Annotated in this window: 15 protein-coding genes and 1 other annotated feature; of the genes, 8 read left to right on the forward strand and 7 right to left on the reverse strand. The window is 44.3% G+C overall.

Going from position 1 to position 18,500, the window contains the following annotated elements; all coding sequences use genetic code 11:
- Window positions 1-588 precede the first annotated feature (588 nt).
- The 3 genes from clpB to rluD all read right to left on the reverse strand — a co-directional run bounded on the left by clpB (window position 589) and on the right by rluD (window position 5,014).
- Window positions 589-3,162, reverse strand: coding sequence for an ATP-dependent chaperone ClpB (gene clpB, locus R7P74_RS22235; RefSeq protein WP_005381873.1), 2,574 nt, complete (start codon window positions 3,160-3,162; stop codon window positions 589-591).
- A 144-nt stretch (window positions 3,163-3,306) separates the two neighbouring features.
- A complete protein-coding gene (gene pgeF, locus R7P74_RS22240) occupies window positions 3,307-4,035 on the reverse strand; it encodes a peptidoglycan editing factor PgeF (RefSeq protein ID WP_005381874.1) in 729 nt (242 codons plus the stop codon).
- Window position 4,036: 1 nt separating this feature from the next.
- Window positions 4,037-5,014, reverse strand: a complete 978-nt coding sequence (gene rluD / locus R7P74_RS22245; protein WP_005381875.1) for a 23S rRNA pseudouridine(1911/1915/1917) synthase RluD — start codon at window positions 5,012-5,014, stop codon at window positions 4,037-4,039.
- 136 nt (window positions 5,015-5,150) lie between these two features.
- Here rluD and bamD point away from each other — a divergent pair, with 136 nt between their 5' ends.
- The 5 genes from bamD (at window position 5,151) to yjjX (ending at window position 10,140) form a co-directional block, all read left to right on the forward strand.
- The gene (bamD, locus tag R7P74_RS22250) at window positions 5,151-5,879 is read left to right on the forward strand and encodes an outer membrane protein assembly factor BamD (protein ID WP_005381876.1); all 729 of its coding nucleotides are present in this window, start codon (window positions 5,151-5,153) and stop codon (window positions 5,877-5,879) included.
- A gap of 148 nt (window positions 5,880-6,027) precedes the next feature.
- Window positions 6,028-7,509: a lytic transglycosylase F gene (locus tag R7P74_RS22255; protein ID WP_309474001.1), complete on the forward strand. Its 1,482-nt coding sequence runs from the start codon at window positions 6,028-6,030 to the stop codon at window positions 7,507-7,509.
- A gap of 325 nt (window positions 7,510-7,834) precedes the next feature.
- A complete protein-coding gene (gene hpf / locus R7P74_RS22260; RefSeq protein ID WP_005381889.1) occupies window positions 7,835-8,161 on the forward strand; it encodes a ribosome hibernation-promoting factor, HPF/YfiA family in 327 nt (108 codons plus the stop codon).
- A gap of 108 nt (window positions 8,162-8,269) precedes the next feature.
- Window positions 8,270-8,391: a sequence feature (Phe leader region), on the forward strand.
- Between the two features lie 12 nt (window positions 8,392-8,403).
- The gene (pheA, locus tag R7P74_RS22265) at window positions 8,404-9,582 is read left to right on the forward strand and encodes a prephenate dehydratase (protein ID WP_017636154.1); all 1,179 of its coding nucleotides are present in this window, start codon (window positions 8,404-8,406) and stop codon (window positions 9,580-9,582) included.
- A gap of 24 nt (window positions 9,583-9,606) precedes the next feature.
- Window positions 9,607-10,140 carry an inosine/xanthosine triphosphatase gene (yjjX, locus tag R7P74_RS22270; RefSeq protein WP_005381891.1) on the forward strand — a complete coding sequence of 178 codons (534 nt, stop codon included), beginning with the start codon at window positions 9,607-9,609 and terminating at the stop codon, window positions 10,138-10,140.
- Window positions 10,141-10,251: 111 nt separating this feature from the next.
- Here the strand turns inward: yjjX and trpR are convergent, their stop codons facing one another.
- Both trpR and sltY read right to left on the reverse strand, forming a co-directional pair.
- Window positions 10,252-10,560: a trp operon repressor gene (gene trpR, locus R7P74_RS22275; protein ID WP_005381892.1), complete on the reverse strand. Its 309-nt coding sequence runs from the start codon at window positions 10,558-10,560 to the stop codon at window positions 10,252-10,254.
- A 13-nt stretch (window positions 10,561-10,573) separates the two neighbouring features.
- Entirely contained in the window at window positions 10,574-12,520 is a 1,947-nt protein-coding gene (gene sltY / locus R7P74_RS22280; RefSeq protein WP_406707385.1) for a murein transglycosylase, read from the reverse strand.
- A 364-nt stretch (window positions 12,521-12,884) separates the two neighbouring features.
- On the opposite strand from sltY, the gene ettA reads away from it, so the two are divergent.
- From ettA to R7P74_RS22295, 3 genes are all read left to right on the forward strand, one after another.
- Window positions 12,885-14,552: an energy-dependent translational throttle protein EttA gene (gene ettA / locus R7P74_RS22285; RefSeq protein ID WP_005381894.1), complete on the forward strand. Its 1,668-nt coding sequence runs from the start codon at window positions 12,885-12,887 to the stop codon at window positions 14,550-14,552.
- Between the two features lie 230 nt (window positions 14,553-14,782).
- Entirely contained in the window at window positions 14,783-15,142 is a 360-nt protein-coding gene (locus tag R7P74_RS22290) for a PilZ domain-containing protein (RefSeq protein ID WP_031781006.1), read from the forward strand.
- Window positions 15,143-15,181: 39 nt separating this feature from the next.
- Window positions 15,182-16,183 (forward strand): M23 family metallopeptidase, encoded by a 1,002-nt coding sequence (locus tag R7P74_RS22295; RefSeq protein ID WP_005381900.1) that lies wholly within the window; start codon window positions 15,182-15,184, stop codon window positions 16,181-16,183.
- 77 nt (window positions 16,184-16,260) lie between these two features.
- Here the strand turns inward: R7P74_RS22295 and tyrA are convergent, their stop codons facing one another.
- Together tyrA and R7P74_RS22305 are read right to left on the reverse strand one after the other, a co-directional pair.
- Window positions 16,261-17,388 carry a bifunctional chorismate mutase/prephenate dehydrogenase gene (gene tyrA, locus R7P74_RS22300; protein WP_138938943.1) on the reverse strand — a complete coding sequence of 376 codons (1,128 nt, stop codon included), beginning with the start codon at window positions 17,386-17,388 and terminating at the stop codon, window positions 16,261-16,263.
- A gap of 21 nt (window positions 17,389-17,409) precedes the next feature.
- Entirely contained in the window at window positions 17,410-18,486 is a 1,077-nt protein-coding gene (locus tag R7P74_RS22305) for a 3-deoxy-7-phosphoheptulonate synthase (protein WP_005381904.1), read from the reverse strand.
- Between the last annotated feature and the right edge of the window lie 14 nt (window positions 18,487-18,500).

Consider the following 18,500-nt stretch of genomic DNA (forward strand, 5'->3'; position numbering starts at 1 on the left):
AGCGTTCAATCTGAGCCATGATCAAACTCTTCAATTTAAGATTTTGTTCGGCTCAATGAATACTGAACATTACATAAGTAATGTTTGAATTGACTGTGCTCTTATTGGTTTTCACTTTTGAAAAGTAAAACAAAACAGCTCAAGGCTGCTTCCCAATTCGAATGGTCACTTCGTATCATTGAAACCTAATTTTAAGCCGAAGCTTCTAATTGGATTATCATCAACGAGTGCCCACACAGATTGATAGGTCTATATTTTTAAAGAGCACACTTCGAAGTTACCTTCAAAGTGGACGGCTATTTTAGCTAGATAACTTATCGTGTCAAACACTTTTTTAAGTTATTTATCTGCGAGTTAATTTTAACTCACTAACCGTAGTTGTTTAGGTTCCGCTTCACTTGCTTTCCCGTGACAACGGAGGCGCATTATAGGGAGTTCATTAAAGAACACAAGTGCATTTTTTAAAAAAACTCACCTTTTTAGTTTATTCGTATAGAAAACAGACAAAAGACTCTAAAAAACTACAGAAAAGGGGCCAAACGGCCCCTTTAGTGTGATTTTTATCTCAATTTTACTGTATCCATACAATTATTGATGAGCACAAATTTGGTCATTAGTAACAATTAGCTGCACTGTCTTGTCTGGAACGATTTCACCAGAAAGAATTGATTTGGCTAACGGGTTCTCGACATTCTGCTGAATTGCACGTTTTAAAGGACGCGCACCATACACAGGATCGAAACCAACTTGAGCGATCAAATCGAGCGCTTTGTCGGAAACTTCTAGTTGATAGCCTTTTTCCTCTAGTCGTTTCGCCAAACGTTCCAATTGAATAGAAGCAATGGACTTAATGTGCTCTTGACCAAGTGGATGGAACACCACGATTTCGTCAACACGGTTCAAGAACTCTGGGCGGAAGTGTTTGCTAACCACATCCATCACTTCACTCTTGATACCTTGATAGTCTAATGTTGCGAAATTCTCTTGGATACGAGATGAACCCAAGTTAGATGTCATGATCACAACCGTATTACGGAAGTCAACAGTACGACCTTGACCATCCGTTAAACGCCCATCATCGAGAACTTGCAGCAGAATGTTAAATACATCCGGATGCGCTTTCTCTACTTCGTCTAACAAAATTACCGAATACGGCTTGCGACGAACCGCTTCAGTTAAGTAACCACCCTCTTCATACCCGACATAGCCTGGAGGTGCACCAACCAACCTTGCCACTGAGTGTTTCTCCATGAACTCAGACATATCGATACGGACCATCGCATCTTCACTGTCGAACATAAAGCTCGCAAGTGTCTTACAAAGCTCTGTTTTACCCACACCAGTTGGACCTAAGAATAAGAAGGAGCCAATTGGTCGGTTTGGATCAGAAAGCCCAGCTCGACTACGACGAATGGCATTCGATACAACAGAGACCGCTTCGCTTTGACCTACTACACGATTATGCAGCACGTCTTCCATGCGAAGTAGTTTCTCTTTTTCCGCTTCTAGCATCTTGGATACCGGAATACCGGTTTGCTTAGAAAGTACTTCTGCAATCTCGTTGTCGGTTACTTTATTACGCAATAGCGTCATTTCCTGCATTTCAGCTTGGGTTGCAAGATCTAACTGCTTCTCAAGTTCAGGAATACGACCATATTGAAGCTCCGACATACGGTTTAGATCGCCAGCACGGCGAGCAAACTCCATGTCCATACGAGCTTGTTCAAGCTCAGACTTAATATGTTGAGTACCAGAAAGAGCTGCTTTTTCTGTATTCCAAACCTCTTCTAGCTCAGCATACTCTCGCTCTTTTTCATTGAGTTCTTCATTAAGCGCTTTCAAACGCTTTTCACTCGCTTCATCGTGCTCGTTACTTAGTGCTTGTTGCTCAATTTTGAGTTGGATAATTTTACGCTCAAGCTTATCCAAGGACTCTGGCTTAGAGTCAATTTGTAAACGAATGCTTGAAGCCGCTTCGTCGATTAAGTCGATCGCTTTATCCGGCAACTGACGGTCGGAGACATAGCGATGTGACAAGCTCGCCGCAGCAACAATCGCTGGGTCAGTAATTTCGACGTGATGATGAAGCTCATAACGCTCCTTCAAGCCACGTAAAATCGCCACGGTATCCTCAACGGTCGGCTCATCCACCAGCACTTTTTGGAAACGACGTTCTAATGCTGCATCTTTTTCGATGTACTGACGATATTCATCCAATGTTGTTGCGCCAACACAGTGCAGCTCACCACGAGCTAATGCCGGTTTTAGCATGTTGCCCGCATCCATTGAGCCTTCACCTTTACCAGCACCGACCATAGTGTGTAGTTCATCAATGAAGAGGATGACGTTGCCTTCTTCTTTAGCAAGTTCATTCAATACTGATTTTAAACGCTCTTCAAATTCACCACGGTACTTAGCACCAGCAACCAGTGCGCCCATGTCTAATGACAGCACACGGCGACCACGCAGACCTTCAGGTACTTCGTTGTTAACTATGCGCTGCGCTAAGCCTTCAACAATTGCTGTCTTACCTACGCCTGGTTCACCGATAATCACAGGGTTGTTTTTAGTACGACGCTGCAATACCTGGATAGTACGACGGATTTCATCATCACGGCCGATAACCGGATCCAATTTACCTTGCTCTGCACGTTCGGTAAGGTCTATGGTGAACTTTTCCAATGCTTGACGAAGCTCTTCTGCATTCGGATCATTGACCTTTTGACCACCTCTGATCTTTTCGATTGCCTGGCTGACTTTTTGCTCTGTTAAGCCGATCTCTTTGAGCAATTGCCCCAATGGTCCGCGATCTTCTAAAGCGGCGAGCAGGAAGACTTCAGACGAGATATAGGAGTCTTGACGCTTTTGCGCCACTTTGTCACACAGGTTAAACAATGTGCCCATCGAGCTAGAGAGCTGAACATCCCCACCGATGCCACTGACTTTTGGTAATCGATCTAACATTTCACTCAATTTAGAGCGTAAATGCGTTACGTCCACATCCAGCATAGTAAGCAATGGACGAATTGGACTGCCATTTTGATCAAGCAAAGCCACCATGAGGTGAACTGGCTCGATATATTGATGATCGCGCCCTAACGCTAGTGATTGAGCATCAGAGATAGCGATTTGAAACTTACTTGTGAATCGATCAAGACGCATATCTACCTTCCTAACCTCAACTAAAGGAAATTCTTTTGACAGTTAGAAAGATGGATACTCGGGTGGGGAATTTCAAGGGAGTGAATGAATAAAGATAGCTTTGCAAAAATAGTAGTATGCATCTTAGCACTTTGGTGCTTATAGCTAGTCTTCGATCCAAATAAAGGTTGCTTGTCGACCAGTCTTACCATCACGGCGATAAGAGTAAAAAGAGGCTTTATCTTGGTAAGTACAAAGTCCAGAATCAAACACTTGTGTCACACCAGCCCGGTTTAGACGTTGCGTTGCCAGCACCGACATGTCAGCAAACCATTTACCGTCGATATCGCGTGGAGCAAATGCTTGATTCGCCTGTGAATCAAAATCAACAAAAGCTTGCAGAACATCTTCACCCACTTCGAAGGCTTGAGGGCCAATGGCAGGGCCAAGCCACGCTATCACTTCACCAGAAAACAACGCTAACGCATTTTCGACAATGCCATTTGCTAAGCCGCGCCAACCTGCGTGAACAGCGGCTACTTGCGTACCTTGTGTATTAGTCAATAATACAGGTAAACAATCGGCGGTCATCGCTGAACAAACAACATGGCTTGAAGAAGTAAATACACCATCCGCATCAAGCACCTGTGTTGTTGGTTCATTTGCTTGAGCCACAACGGTTGAATGCGTTTGGTTTAACCAGATTGGCGCATTTGGCATGCTTGCCTGTTGCGCCAACCAAGCTCGGTTCTTCTCTACTAAAGACAAATCATCCCCAACGTGAGTACCTAAATTTAGCCCTTGGTAAGGGCCTGTCGAAAATCCGCCTATGCGTGTTGAGGCGAAAGCTTTGACATTTTTAGGCGCTGGCCAATTCGGAATGATCGTCTTCATATTAGAATTCTTCCGGTAAGCCGTGCTCTTCTGTATCTTGACGAAGCGCTTCAGTCATCACAACCATGTCATCAGGCACTGGAGCATGAAACTCAAGAACTTCGCCCGTAATTGGGTGCTCAAAGCGCAGCATTACTGCGTGCAATGCTTGGCGATCGAAGCCCCGGATCATTGCCGTTAGCTCTTCAGACGCACCTGTCGGGATGCGAGCACGTCCACCATATGCAATATCACCGAGCAGCGGATGCTGAAGATAAGACATGTGCACACGAATCTGGTGCGTACGACCCGTTTCTAGACGCAAGCGAATACGCGTGTGTTCGCGGAAGCGTTCAGCAACACGGTAGTGCGTTACTGCTGGTTTGCCCATTGGTGCTACCGCCATAAGCGTGCGCTTAGTAGAGTGACGACCAATAGGTTGATCCACTTTACCGCCCGCAGTCATACGACCAATAGCGATCGCTTCGTACTCACGAGTAATATTACGTTTTTGCAGTGCGCGAACCAGACGAGTTTGTGCAGGAACGGTTTTCGCCACCACCATCAAACCCGTTGTGTCTTTATCCAAACGGTGCACGATACCTGCACGAGGTACTTCTGCAATATCAGGGTAATGATGCAACAACGCATTAAGTACAGTGCCATCAGGCGTACCAGCGCCCGGATGAACCACAAAGTCACGAGGTTTGTTGATAACGATAATATCTTCATCTTCATAGACGATATCTAGCGGGATATCTTGCGCTTCCCAGCGTTCTTCATCTTCTAACTCGGCTTGCAATGTAATTTCCTCGCCACCCATTACTTTGGTACGAGGTTTAGTGACAACTTCACCATCAACTTGAACTTTCCCATCAAGCAGCCACTCTTTTAGGCGCGAGCGAGAGAAGTCCGCGAATAATTCGGCGATAGCTTGGTCTAAACGTTGACCTAACTGGCTATCTTTTACGGTATTTGTTAATACAATCTGCTGAGCCATATCGAACTTTTTTAAAAACTGTGAGACTAATGCTCACGACTGTGAAAAAATAGACTATTACGTCATTGTATCTGTTACTGGAAAGAAAGTAACGGCAGCTTAAGAAATATTTAGATTCAAGGAACAGACTCCTGATATGAAACGTCAGACTTTAACAGGCCTTTTAGCGGTATCCCTTCTGTTTGGATGTGCAAGCAAAGAAGAAATCGTTCCTGATGTGCCGCCTTCGGAACTGTATGCAGACGCACAGATTTCTCTTCAAAGTGGTAATTGGCTTTCTGCAATTGAGAAACTGGAAGCATTAGACTCACGTTACCCATTCGGTGCCTACTCAGAACAGGTGCAGCTTGACCTAATCTATGCGTACTACAAAAACGACGACCTTGCTTTGGGCTTGGCAACCATTTCTCGCTTTATGCGTTTAAACCCAACCCATGAAAAGATGGATTGGGTGCTGTACATGCGAGGTCTAAGCCACATGGCGCAAGATCGTAACTTTATGCATGATTTATTCAGCGTAGATCGAAGCGATCGCGATCCTGAACCGGTAAAAAAAGCGTTTGATGACTTCAAAAAACTACTTCAACGCTACCCGAATAGCCCATATGCAGAAGATTCACAAAAACGTATGGTTGCGCTGAAAAACCGTCTAGCGAACTATGATTTAGCGACTGCTGACTTCTACCTTCGCCGTGAAGCTTGGGTCGCTGCTATTAATCGCAGCCAAGAGCTACAAAAAGCGTATCCAGACACAGAAGCTGCACGTAAGTCACTGACTATCCAGCTAGAGGCCTACAAGCAACTTGGTTTGGAAGACGCCGTAGCAAGAACCGAAAAGCTTATCGAGCTCAACCCTGTGAAGTAATTGAACTTGCTTTAAACTGAACCGCCACCGTTTTTACCGTGGCGGTTTTTTATTACTCTCAATAGTGTATTCAGCCCTTTCTTGATGATCTTCCTAGCTCCACATATGCTTAAAGTTCTCCTCCCCCCTTTATAAAAAGGATGTGAACGTGACGATATCTAAGCTTTGCGCAGTTATGCTGCTCCTATTGTCTGCTTCCGTTTGCGCACTGCAAATCTCGCCGCTCAAACAGCCTCCTTATACTGGGGACCTCGACGTCATCAAGGAGAAGAATGTACTGCGCGTCTTAGTTTCTGCTGATTTAGGCTTTTACTACATTGAGGGCGGCACACCAAAAGGCATAGGCGCGGAATTGCTGGCGCATTTCGAAAAAGACCTTCGTAAACTCAAACCAAAGCTTAACGTACAAATTATTCCTGTTGCTCGCGACCAGCTACTGCCAGCCTTAGAAAACGGTTCAGGTGACTTAGTTGTCGCCAACCTGACTATTACCGACACGCGCAAACAGAAAGTGGAGTTCAGTTCACCCATCCTCACTGGTATTCAAGAGTGGGTAGTGACAAACAAAAGCACACCAACGATGACGAAAATCGAACAATTGAGCGGCAAAGAGATTTGGGTGCGCGCCAGTTCTAGCTACTTTGAAAGCATTCAGACACTAAATAAGAAACTAAACAAAAAAGGCTTACCGCCTGTTATCGTGCACTTTATTGAAGAAACACTTCAAGATTATGAGCTGGTCGGAATGCTCAACAATGGTTACGTCAAAGCCATTGTTCTCGATAGCCATAAAGCCAAGCTTTGGCTGAAAGTGATGGATGATATTCGGGTTCACAAAAAAATCCCTATCCGCAAAAATGGCAAAATTGCTTGGGCAATGCGAGAAAATAGTCCCAAATTAAAAGCCGTCGTGAATAAGTTCATCCAGAAGTCTCGCTCTGGGACACTACTCGGTAACGTTATTTACGGTAAATACATCGATAATACGGGATGGTTGAACAGAGCTCTTAACCCTAAGAAAATTGCTCAACTAGAAAAACTCGCGGCGCTATTTTCACGCTATGGTGAGAAATACGATATCGACTATTTACTGATCGCTGCAATCGCTTACAAGGAATCAGGATTTAATAACGACCTAGTTGGAAGTCGAGGTGCCGTTGGCATAATGCAAGTCCTACCTAGCACCGCTCAAGATCCGAATATCAATATCAAAAATGTTCGACAATTAGAAAACAACATTCATGCTGGAGTGAAATACTTAGCTTTTTTGCGTAAGCAGTACTTCAGTGATCCTGATATTACTGCACAAAATAAACTCTACTTTACATTGGCGGCTTACAATGCGGGCCCCGGCAATGTAGAGCGTATTCGTAAGCGTGCAGCCCAACAAGGTTACGATCCTAATGTTTGGTTTAATAACGTTGAAGTCGTTATGCGGAAAAGTTTAAGCTCAACGGTTGGGTACGTCACAAGCATTAATCGCTACTACATAATATACAAACAACTAGAAAGTTTGGACCAAGTCAAAAGTCTAGAAAGGGTTTCACTAGCCCCAAAAGACCCCATTTTCATGATACCGCTACGAAAAGTCAGCCAAATGCCAGACAGTAAAAAGCCGCTTGTACAGTAAGCGGCTTTTTAAATGGATTCATTGGAGAGACTCAGTGATCGTCATCACACCTTACGTGTAGTTAAATTTTAACCACCTCAAATATTAGGCCGTAAAACTTCCCTAAAAACGAGGCCGTTTTCAGCTGAGTACTCTATCCAATCTACGGATTTACTAACCGATAACAAGCAATTTCACGATAAATCTCAGAAGTTCTTGAGTGAGATCACATTCATTTTTCATCATAAAAAACCCGAGCAAAATAATGATCTGAATCACATTTTTTTATGCTTAAAGCGGTAATCTGAACTCAACCCATGAGGGATGCAACAGAGGAAAAACACTTATGACAATGAATATCACTGGCAAAAACATCGAAATCACCTCTGCAATCCGAGCTCATATTGAGAGCAAATTTAAAAAACTGGAGAAATGGCAAGTAGACCTAATTGGTTGCCAAGCAACTTTCAGTGAGGAACCAAACAAACAGAAGAAATTCGAAGCGGTTATCAAAGTTCCTAAAGGCCAGCTCATTGCCTCAGCAACTCACGAAGATCTTTACGCAGCTATCAACGAAGTGGAGCAAAAACTAGAACGACAATTGAACAAGCTGACCCACAAACCTGAAGCTCGACGTGCAAGTAAGCCTGAGCTAGTGGAAGAAGAAGAGTAAACTGAACAGATTGAGGAAATAGCGCCGAAAGGCGCTATTTTTTTGCTTGACGCTCTCCCCAGCCTTGCTTATTGTGTTTAAACACTCATAAATTAAGCACTATTTATGCATTTAACCTCACTGTTTATTTTTGACTTCTTTTTCCTCCCATAGTTGGAGGGGCGAACTCGTTTGTGAAAGAAAAGTCAAAAACAAACAGAAAGCCTCCCAAATCGGGAGGCTTTTTTATAAGGAAAGAATTGATGACTGACCAACCTATTTCCCTCGAAGAAATTCGTTTACGCTTGAATGAGTTGGATGACCAACTTCTCAGCTTATTGTCTGAGCGCCGTAAACTCAGCATTGAAGTAGCCAAAAGCAAAGTACAAACCTCAAAGCCTGTTCGCGACGCCGTCCGTGAACAGCAATTATTGGTCAAGCTGATTTCTAATGGCCAAGATAAATACGAACTTGACGCGCAGTACATCACCAAACTTTTCCATACCATCATTGAAGACTCAGTTCTGCTTCAACAAAGTTATCTGCAAAATCTCGTTAACCCACAGCAAAGCCGTAAGCCACTTGCTCGCGTCGCTTTTTTAGGAGCCAAAGGCTCTTATTCGCACTTGGCAAGTCGCGAATACTTCAGTCGTAAAAATACGGAGCTTATCGAGCTCAACTGCGAGCACTTTAAAGAAGTGACTCAAACGGTTGAATCTGGCCATGCTGATTATGGCGTTCTGCCAATCGAAAACACCAGCTCAGGCTCTATTAATGAAGTGTATGACTTACTACAACACACGACGCTTTACATCGTTGGAGAGCTAACTCAACCAATCGAACACTGCTTGGTTGCGAAAAAAGACATTCGTCTGGAAGATATTAAAACGCTGTATTCACACCCTCAGCCACACCAACAGTGCAGTGAGTTTTTAAGCCGTATGAAAGGAGTAAAGCTGGAGTCCTGCGCGAGCACAGCAGATGCAATGCAGAAAGTCCAAGAGATGGATCGTGATGATGTAGCTGCAATTGGTAATGCATCAAGCGGTAAGCTATATGGCTTGCAAGCAATTCAAGGCAACATCGCAAACCAAACCGAAAACCATACTCGCTTTATCGTGGTTGCTCGTAAACCGGTTGAAGTTTCTACTCAGATTCCAGCAAAAACCACATTGATCATGTCGACCTCCCAAGAGGCAGGCTCATTGGTTGAAACACTATTAGTGCTGCAACGTTACGGCATCAATATGACCAAGCTAGAATCACGCCCAATTATGGGGAACCCGTGGGAAGAGATGTTCTACGTAGACTTGACATCACATCTTGCTTCGACAGAAATGCAACAGGCACTTGAAGAGCTAACAAAAATCACTAAGCACTTGAAAGTATTAGGCTGTTACCCGAGTGAGAACGTAAAGCCTACGCAAGTAAAATTGAGTTAATAGACACCAGTGAGTAAAAAGATCATGGCAACCCAAAAAGTCGTAATCGCATCGCTAAACCCAGCCAAAATTAATGCAGTTCAAAGTGCATTTCGTAATGCATTTCCGCATCAAGAGTTCAACTTCGTTGGCATCAGTGTACCGAGTGAGGTCGCAGATCAGCCCATGACGAATGAAGAAACTCATCGTGGTGCGCTAAACCGCGTTAAAAACGCAAAAGTAGAGATGCCAAACGCGGATTACTATGTCGGTCTCGAAGCGGGAATTGAAGCAAACGTGACGTTTGCTTGGATGGTGGTTGAATCAGAGACTCACCGCGGTGAATCTCGTTCTGCAAGCTTAATGTTGCCGCCAAAAGTCTTGGAAAAACTCAAGGATGCGAATGAGTTGGGAGATGTAATGGACGAAGTGTTTGGTACTGATAACATCAAACAGAAAGGTGGCGCTATTAGCCTGCTAACCCAAAACCAGCTAACTCGAAGCTCAGTCTATCACCAAGCCTTGATTCTGGCTTTAATTCCATTCACAAACCCTGAGCACTTTCCTTCAAATTTATAACACTCAGCCTAGTCTCTAGATACGCAAAAAGGGCGGATATTTCCGCCCTTTGTAATACGTTATCTTAGTCACTTGTAACACCAAGGCCTAAAAGCAAATTGGATATACTGTCTACTTAGATACCGCAACTTGTTCTAACAAGACTTTCAACTTGTCTTTTTCTTCATCAGATTTCGACTTTAGTTCGTTAGAGCCTCGAGTAATGGTGGCAATGCCCACACCAAGCATCTGACTGATCTGACGTTGAGATAATTCTCCTTTAAGAAGTTCGTTAATTATATTAACGCGTGATATTAATGACTCTCTCTCATCACGTGACATCAGCATAGTTAACAGCATGTCATCTTGCTGGGTGCCCATACTTGTTCGAATTAGCTCAATAATCTGTTGCCAGTCTTTGTACTCGGGTTCGTGCGACATCAAGTTACCTCACTCAATACTTGGTATTGATCTCATGTTGATTCAAGAACGCGCCATCGATACCCAAAAGATCACGATAGTATGTTTCAAACATCAAGATGTTTTGCACATAACCGCGCGTCTCTTTAAATGGAATTGCCTCAATAAAGGCATAAGCATCCACTTTTCCTTGGGTACGCTCTCGCCACGTTTTTACTCTGTTAGGACCTGCATTATAAGCAGCAAGAGCAAAAATACGATTATTATCGTAATCCTCTAATAAACCTTGCAAATAATGGCTACCAATTTCGATATTTTTTCCTACATTGTAGAGATCCTGCGTACCTTGATAACTCAACTTATATTTACGTGCCGTGTACTTCGCCGTCGCAGGCATGATCTGCATAAGACCACGAGCGCCAACTGGAGAGCGGGCTTCAACATCTAACGCACTTTCCTGTCGAGCGAGAGACATCATCGTGACGGGATCAATGTTGTGCTTTTTCGCATAAAAGTTAAACCACCAGCGGTGTGCTATTGGGAACCTAAGTTCGATATTATCCCACATCTGCGCTTGAATACTCGCGGTCACCGTTAGGTGATGCCAACGTTTAAATGATGCATAAGCCGCCAACATCGCCTTTTCATCTTTCCCTACGCGGCGCAGTAAGTGTGCCCATTCACTCTTCGCTGCTGCGATTTTATCCGTCGCGATCAACTCTTCGATACGAGCTAACGAGTCTTGATAGGGTTGAACAACTTTCTTATCCAACTTAACCGTATGCGTTGGGTATTTGATTGATTGCCCGATTGCATTGGCGGCAGCCACACTGTAGAAGTTTCGTTGCCCAAGCAGAGTTGCTAAACGCTGTTTCCCCGCGATGTCATCACCTAACGCTATTTCACTTCTTCCAAGCCAATATTGCCAGCGTAGCGTGGCTTGTTCTTCTTTATTTAGAACAGCAATCCACTCTTGTACGCCTTTCCAATCTGCATTTTGAATCGCTAAGCGGATGCGCGTTTCAATCAACGGTAAGTACTGACTGGTTTTCGTTTTATCATCGCGCCATTTAGCTAATGACTCAGATTCCGTACGAGTCAATCGAAATGCAATATAGTCGGCAAGTTCTTGCGCTTTTTCTGGAGAAAACTTCTGTCCTTTAATGACAGCATCGTACGCACCTTGTGCTTGGCTAGTGTTCATGCGAGCCAACTTTTCTAACGCATATTCACTTTGCGCTCGATTAAAATCATTCGCAGGTTTTTTCTTCGCGAATTCCGCAACACTTGAAGGATTATCAAACAACGCTTTCATTTCTTTGGCTTGTTGCTTTGCCTGCGCTGATTTAGGCAGTTTGAGCAAGTAACTCATCAAACCGCCATTACGAGCATCAAACGCCAGTAACATACGCTGTAGAATCAGTTCATCGGTACGCTCACCCGCCTTGTCCCATGCTTCAAATAATGGGTCACACTCATAAGCAATGCTGATGCCACGTAACCACATATGTTCAGCCCCTTTAAACGCCGCGACTTTCTTGCCTTGCTTTAATTGAGCGACGTAGAAAATACATTGGTAACGCTCACCACTAGGAATGACTTTTTGAAACTCAGTAATGGTTTTCCAATCTTTTTGCTTATAAAGATGATTGAGGTATGGAGCGCGAACTCGACGAGAAAATGGAAAAGACTCGTGCTCAGAAATAAACTCGTTCACCTGTTGTGGTGACTTTTCCGGTAACTGTCTAATAAAAGTGCGGTAATCCACATAAGGCGTTAGTGGATAGTCAGAAATTTTAGGACGAATCGAAAGGTATCCGTCGATGTCATTTTTATCTAATAAATCTTGAGCTTGCTCATATACTTCGCGCTGCTTTTCCAAACTCAGCGCGGCATTAGCACTCAAACTCATAGCACACAACGCGGCGGCGCAGCATACGTTTTTAGCCAATTCAGATACGTTGAATCTCATTTGTGTCATTTTCCCCAGACATATACTGCCCTAAAGCCTAGTTTTGTTAGAGTTCATGTGATGTTAAGGCAATTTTCACACATGCATCTATTTACACAGAATGCAGATGTCCATGTAAAGCAACTTAGTGTATTAAAAATTGTACTCGTCAAACTTTTAAGACGATGGAGACAAAGCGTTTCTAACTCGCATAGAAAACACTTCGTCATTCTTAACGAATAACAAAAGTGTATACCCTAACCGTGTAAGTTTCCGGTCAGCTCAAAATAAGAAATCCATTCGTTAGGGAAATTCTTGCAATGCGGTAACAAAAACAAAGCACTTGGTATAAAATGATGGGTTTGAATGACAGTTAATTTAGGAACGATCGGCAATGGCTGAATACGTATATACCATGTCGCGGGTGAGCAAAATTGTGCCACCTAAGCGTCAAATTCTTAAAGACATCTCTCTGAGCTTCTTCCCTGGTGCGAAAATCGGTGTTTTAGGTCTGAACGGTGCAGGTAAATCTACACTGCTACGTATCATGGCAGGTATCGACACGGATATCGACGGTGAAGCGCGTCCACAACCTGGTCTAAACGTAGGTTACCTACCTCAGGAACCAGTATTAGACGAATCAAAAACCGTTCGTGAAGTTGTTGAAGAAGCGGTTGCTGACGTTGCTGACGCTCTGAAACGTTTGGACGCAGTCTACGCAGCATACGCTGAACCAGATGCAGACTTCGACGCACTTGCAAAAGAGCAAGGCGAGCTAGAAGCCCTTATCCAAGCGAAAGATGGCCACAACCTAGAAAATGCGCTTGAGCGTGCGGCAAACGCACTTCGTTTACCTGAATGGGACCAAAAAATTGCGCACCTATCAGGTGGTGAACGCCGACGTGTGGCTATTTGTCGCTTGCTACTTTCTAAGCCAGACATGCTACTGCTTGATGAACCTACCAACCACCTAGATGCAGAATCAGTGGCTTGGCTAGAGCGCTTCTTAGTGGATTACACAGGTACCGTAGTAGCCATCACCCACGACCGTTACTTCCTAGATAACGCTGCGGGCTGGATCTTAGAACTGGACCGTGGTGAAGGTATCCCATGGGAAGGCAACTACACCTCATGGCTGGAGCAAAAAGACGCTCGTCTACAACAAGAAGCCTCCCAAGAGAGTGCTCGCCAAAAGACTATCGAGAAAGAGCTTGAGTGGGTACGTAAAAACCCTAAAGGTCGTCAAGCGAAGTCAAAAGCACGTATGGCTCGCTTTGAAGAACTGCAAAGCTCTGATCATCAAAAACGTAATGAAACCAATGAACTATTTATCCCACCAGGTGAGCGTCTAGGTGATAAGGTTATTGAAGTGAAGAACCTGACCAAGTCATTTGACGGTCGAGTTCTAATTGATGACCTGTCATTCAGCATCCCTAAAGGTGCAATTGTTGGTATCATCGGTGCTAACGGCGCAGGTAAATCGACGCTATTCAAGATGTTAAGTGGTACTGAACAACCAGACTCGGGCACAATTGAGATGGGCGATACAGTAAAACTAGCATCTGTCGATCAGTTCCGTGACAGCATGGACGATTCTAAAACCGTATTCCAAGAGATCTCTGAAGGTGCTGATATCATTAAGATCAACAACTTCGAAATCCCAGCTCGTGCATACTGTTCACGCTTTAACTTTAAAGGCAGTGACCAACAAAAGATTATTGGTGAACTATCGGGTGGTGAGCGTAACCGTGTCCACCTTGCGAAGCTTCTTAAAGCGGGCGGCAACGTGTTGCTACTCGACGAACCAACCAACGACCTTGACGTTGAAACACTGCGTGCTCTAGAAGAAGCATTACTAGAGTTCCCTGGTTGTGCAATGGTTATCTCGCACGACCGTTGGTTCCTTGACCGTATCGCGACCCACATCATTGACTACCGTGACGAAGGCCAAGTTAACTTCTACGAAGGTAACTACACAGAGTACATGGATTGGTTGAAGAAAACATTGGGTCCTGAAGCCGCAGAACCACACCGTATCAAATACAAGCGTATTGCGAAGTAATCGCAACCCACAAAGTTTGATTGTAATTTGTACAAAGGCCGCTATCATAGCGGCCTTTGTTTTCTTTGTTATAAAAAGAGCTCATTAGCCCGTCTCGTTCGTTAAGAACATGACATTGCACTTACGTCACTCTGTAGCGATCTCGACACTTTTCAAACAACAATCGAACACTTTTTGTTCGTATTGATATACTATTCAATTCTGTTTGACGACCTGACGAGAATATTCATATGACAGAGAGACGACGCTTTTCACGTATTCTCCATCAAGCTCCAGCTAAGATAGAACAACGTGACTTGGCAATTGAAGCTAGGATTCAAGATCTTTCCTTGCATGGTTTACTCATGAAAGTGGAAGAGACTGAGGCTTTGGATCCAACCCTTCCAGTCCATGTGACTTTTTCATTTGATCAATCCGAACAAGTGATTACGTTAAAAGCGCAAATTGTGAATGTCTCTAAGTGTGAGATTAGGTTGAAGATCGCTAAGGTAGACATCGAAAGCATTAGCCAACTAAAACGATTTATAGAATTGAATGTAGGCAATAACGACCTTCTGAATCGAGAGTTAGAGCACCTCTCTGGTTTTTAGGAGAAAAATAAATGAACGCCTATTTAAGTAACAATAACTATGTCTAAAAAAATCATCATGCAGATCCCGACGAAAGACGGCGATCAGCAGTTCTATTTGGGCCGCAGTTCGGTCCTAGCAGTATTTGCTTCAGTATTGGCATTACCCGCCGTCGTTGGTGGCGCGTGGTACCTTAATCAGCAGCAGATGCACAATAAAGACGAACTAACACAAATCATCGCCAAACTGGAAAGTGAAAAGGCCGAAGTGACGGCTCTTTACGAAGAACAGCTTGATACCAATCATTCGCTTTCCCAGTCTTTGACGGACAAAAACAATCAAATTCAGCTATTGGGCAAACGGGTATTCGACGTTGAATCGGTTTTAGGTCTCGCAGACGAAGAGTTGATGATCGATGAGAACAGCATGGGGTTAGAGGAGCGAATTGACGCAGCCGCTATCGATTCTGCTGTTCGAGCGACGATGTTCCGTTTGATACCAAATGACAGCCCAGTCACATACCAACGTATTTCTTCTTCTTACGGCAGTCGTATTAATCCGATTTCAGGTAAGAGGCATGTTCATACTGGTATCGATCTGACTTGTAAAAGAGGAGAAGAGATCCTGGCACCGGCTGACGGTGTGGTGGAAACCGTTCGCCCGAGCAATCGTGGTTATGGTAACTATGTCACCATTCGTCACTCATTTGGCTTTATGAGCTCCTTTGCTCATCTACAACGCTTCAAAGTGAAAAGCGGTCAGTTTGTTAGTAAAGGCGACATCATTGCTCAATGCGGTAACTCTGGCAACTCCACAGGGCCACACTTGCACTATGAAGTACGCTTCCTCGGACGAGCACTCAACCCTCAATACTTAATGGAGTGGACGCCAGAAAACTTCAATGACGTCTTTGAAAAAGAGAAAAAAGTGAAATGGGGACCTTTGGTTCAATTGATTGATAACGTTGTACGCCTGCAAGTCAATTTAACCAATTCACCCTATCGCGATACCAGTATCAACACAGTATCAAGTGAAGATACGAGTAATACTGCGACGAACTGATTTGTCCATCAACACGAAAAAGAGCAGCTTACGCTGCTCTTTTTGTTTCGGACTCTGCACGGCTAAATGACCCGTGATTAGCCGCGATGAATATTATCATTCGCCTGTTTGAGTAAGTTTTGGCTCTCATTCATAAATTGTTGAGAATAAGTACCAAACCAATCACTCACCTGCTTAAAGCTTTCGATGAATCGCGCTTTGTCTCTGCTATCCAGAATCGCTACCGCATCACCTAAACACTGATGGAATCGCTTGATCATATCGATATTCTCTTGAGAAGAGAAAATGATATCACCGTACAAGTTCGGATCCTGACCAAACAGTCGTCCCACCATCGCCAATTCAAGGCGGTAGATTGGCGAGCTTAACTTCAACAACTGATCGATGTTCGGATTCTCTTTGCTAAGGTGCATACCGTAAGCAAACGACGTGAAGTGGCGCAACGCCTGAATCAACGTCATGCCATGATCGTGCTCTTGTGCATCGATTTGGCACAAGCTTGCGCCCCAAATCCCAAACTGTTGCAATAGCCATTGGTAATGCTCGTGACCACGGCCATCACAGTACACAATAACCTGCTTGGCAAGGCTCGGAACATCTGGGCCAAACATTGGGTGCAAACCAACCACAGGACCTTGGTGCACATTCAACATTGCTTGCAGAGGCTTCGACTTGATAGAAGTCAGGTCACACAGAATGCAGTCTTGCGGCAAGTTCCCCAGTTTTTCGATCACCCCTTCCGTTAGATGAATCGGCACCGTGACCACGACTAAACCCGCGTTGTCTAGAATCTCATCCGCATGATCCCAGTCTTTACTGCCGAGAACTTTGACCCGGTAGCCCGACAATTTGAACATACGCCCAAACAGGCCACCCAATTGACCATTACCACCAATAATAACAACTGAGCGTAAATCAGGGTTCAAACACTTAAAACCGGAATCTTTCTCGCTGGCATAAGACTCACGCATTGTTCGACGCAGAATATCTTCAATAAGCTGTGGAGGAATTCCCATTTTTTCAGCTTCAGCGCGACGAGAAGCTAACATCGCCGCTTCGCGGTCTGGAGCATAAATTGGCAAACCATGTTCGCTTTTTACTTCCCCAACTTTCTCTACGAGCGCTAAACGCTGAGCCAATAGCTCCAACATTTGCTTGTCGACTGCATCAATCTGATCGCGTAATGCGTTAAGTTCAACTGCCATTGATGTTCCTTAAATCCTGTATTAATTAGCCTTTAGACGATTTTCTAAGAAAGGCACTAGCTCTTCATGTGCATGACGTAATAGTGCCTCAGTTGAATCCCAATTGATACATGCGTCAGTGATAGATACACCGTATTTCATCTCTTCAAGAGCTAAGTCAGAAGATTGATTTCCTTCATTGATATGGCTTTCAATCATAAGACCGATAATAGATTTATTGCCTTCACGGATTTGATGAATCACATCCTCCGCGACTAATGGCTGGCGACGGTAATCTTTACGTGAGTTGGCGTGACTGCAATCCACCATTAATGAAGCATCAAGACCAGATTTCGCCATCTCTTGCTCACACTCAGTGACTGATACCGAATCGTAGTTAGTTTGCTTACCGCCACGTAAGATCACATGTCCATTAGCATTGCCCTGGGTGGTTAACAGTGCGACTTGTCCCTCACGGTTAATTCCCATAAAACGGTGACTAGAGGACGCAGCTTGCATCGCGTTAATTGCGGTTGCCAAACTGCCATCGGTGCCATTCTTAAAACCGATTGGCATAGACAGGCCGCTTGCCATTTCACGGTGAGTTTGTGACTCCGTCGTACGTGCGCCGATTGCAGCCCAGCTAAAAGTATCCGCCAGGTATTGTGGGCTAATTGGGTCTAGAGCCTCAGTCGCGAGCGGGATTTCCATCTCTGCCAACTCCACCAGAAGTTCGCGTCCAACATGCAGACCGTGTTCAATATCGAAACTGCCGTCTAGGTGTGGGTCATTGATCAGGCCTTTCCAGCCGACCGTGGTGCGTGGCTTCTCAAAGTAAACACGCATAACAATATACAGTTGGTCACTTAGTTGTTCAGAGAGTGCTTTAAGGCGCTTTGCGTAATCCTTCGCCGCTTCTACGTCGTGGATAGAACATGGACCGCATACAACAAGCAGGCGGTGATCCTTCTTGTGAATAATATTAGCGATAGTTTGACGAGACTCTTGAATAAAGCGACGTGCTTTTTCACTCAAAGGAAGCTTGGTTTTTAGTTCCTCCGGAGTAATAAGAACCTGTTCTTCGATAATATTAATATTGCTCAACTCACTTTTCTGCATAACTCTAACCTGTA

It is taken from the genome of Vibrio sp. 2033, assembly GCF_033339735.1.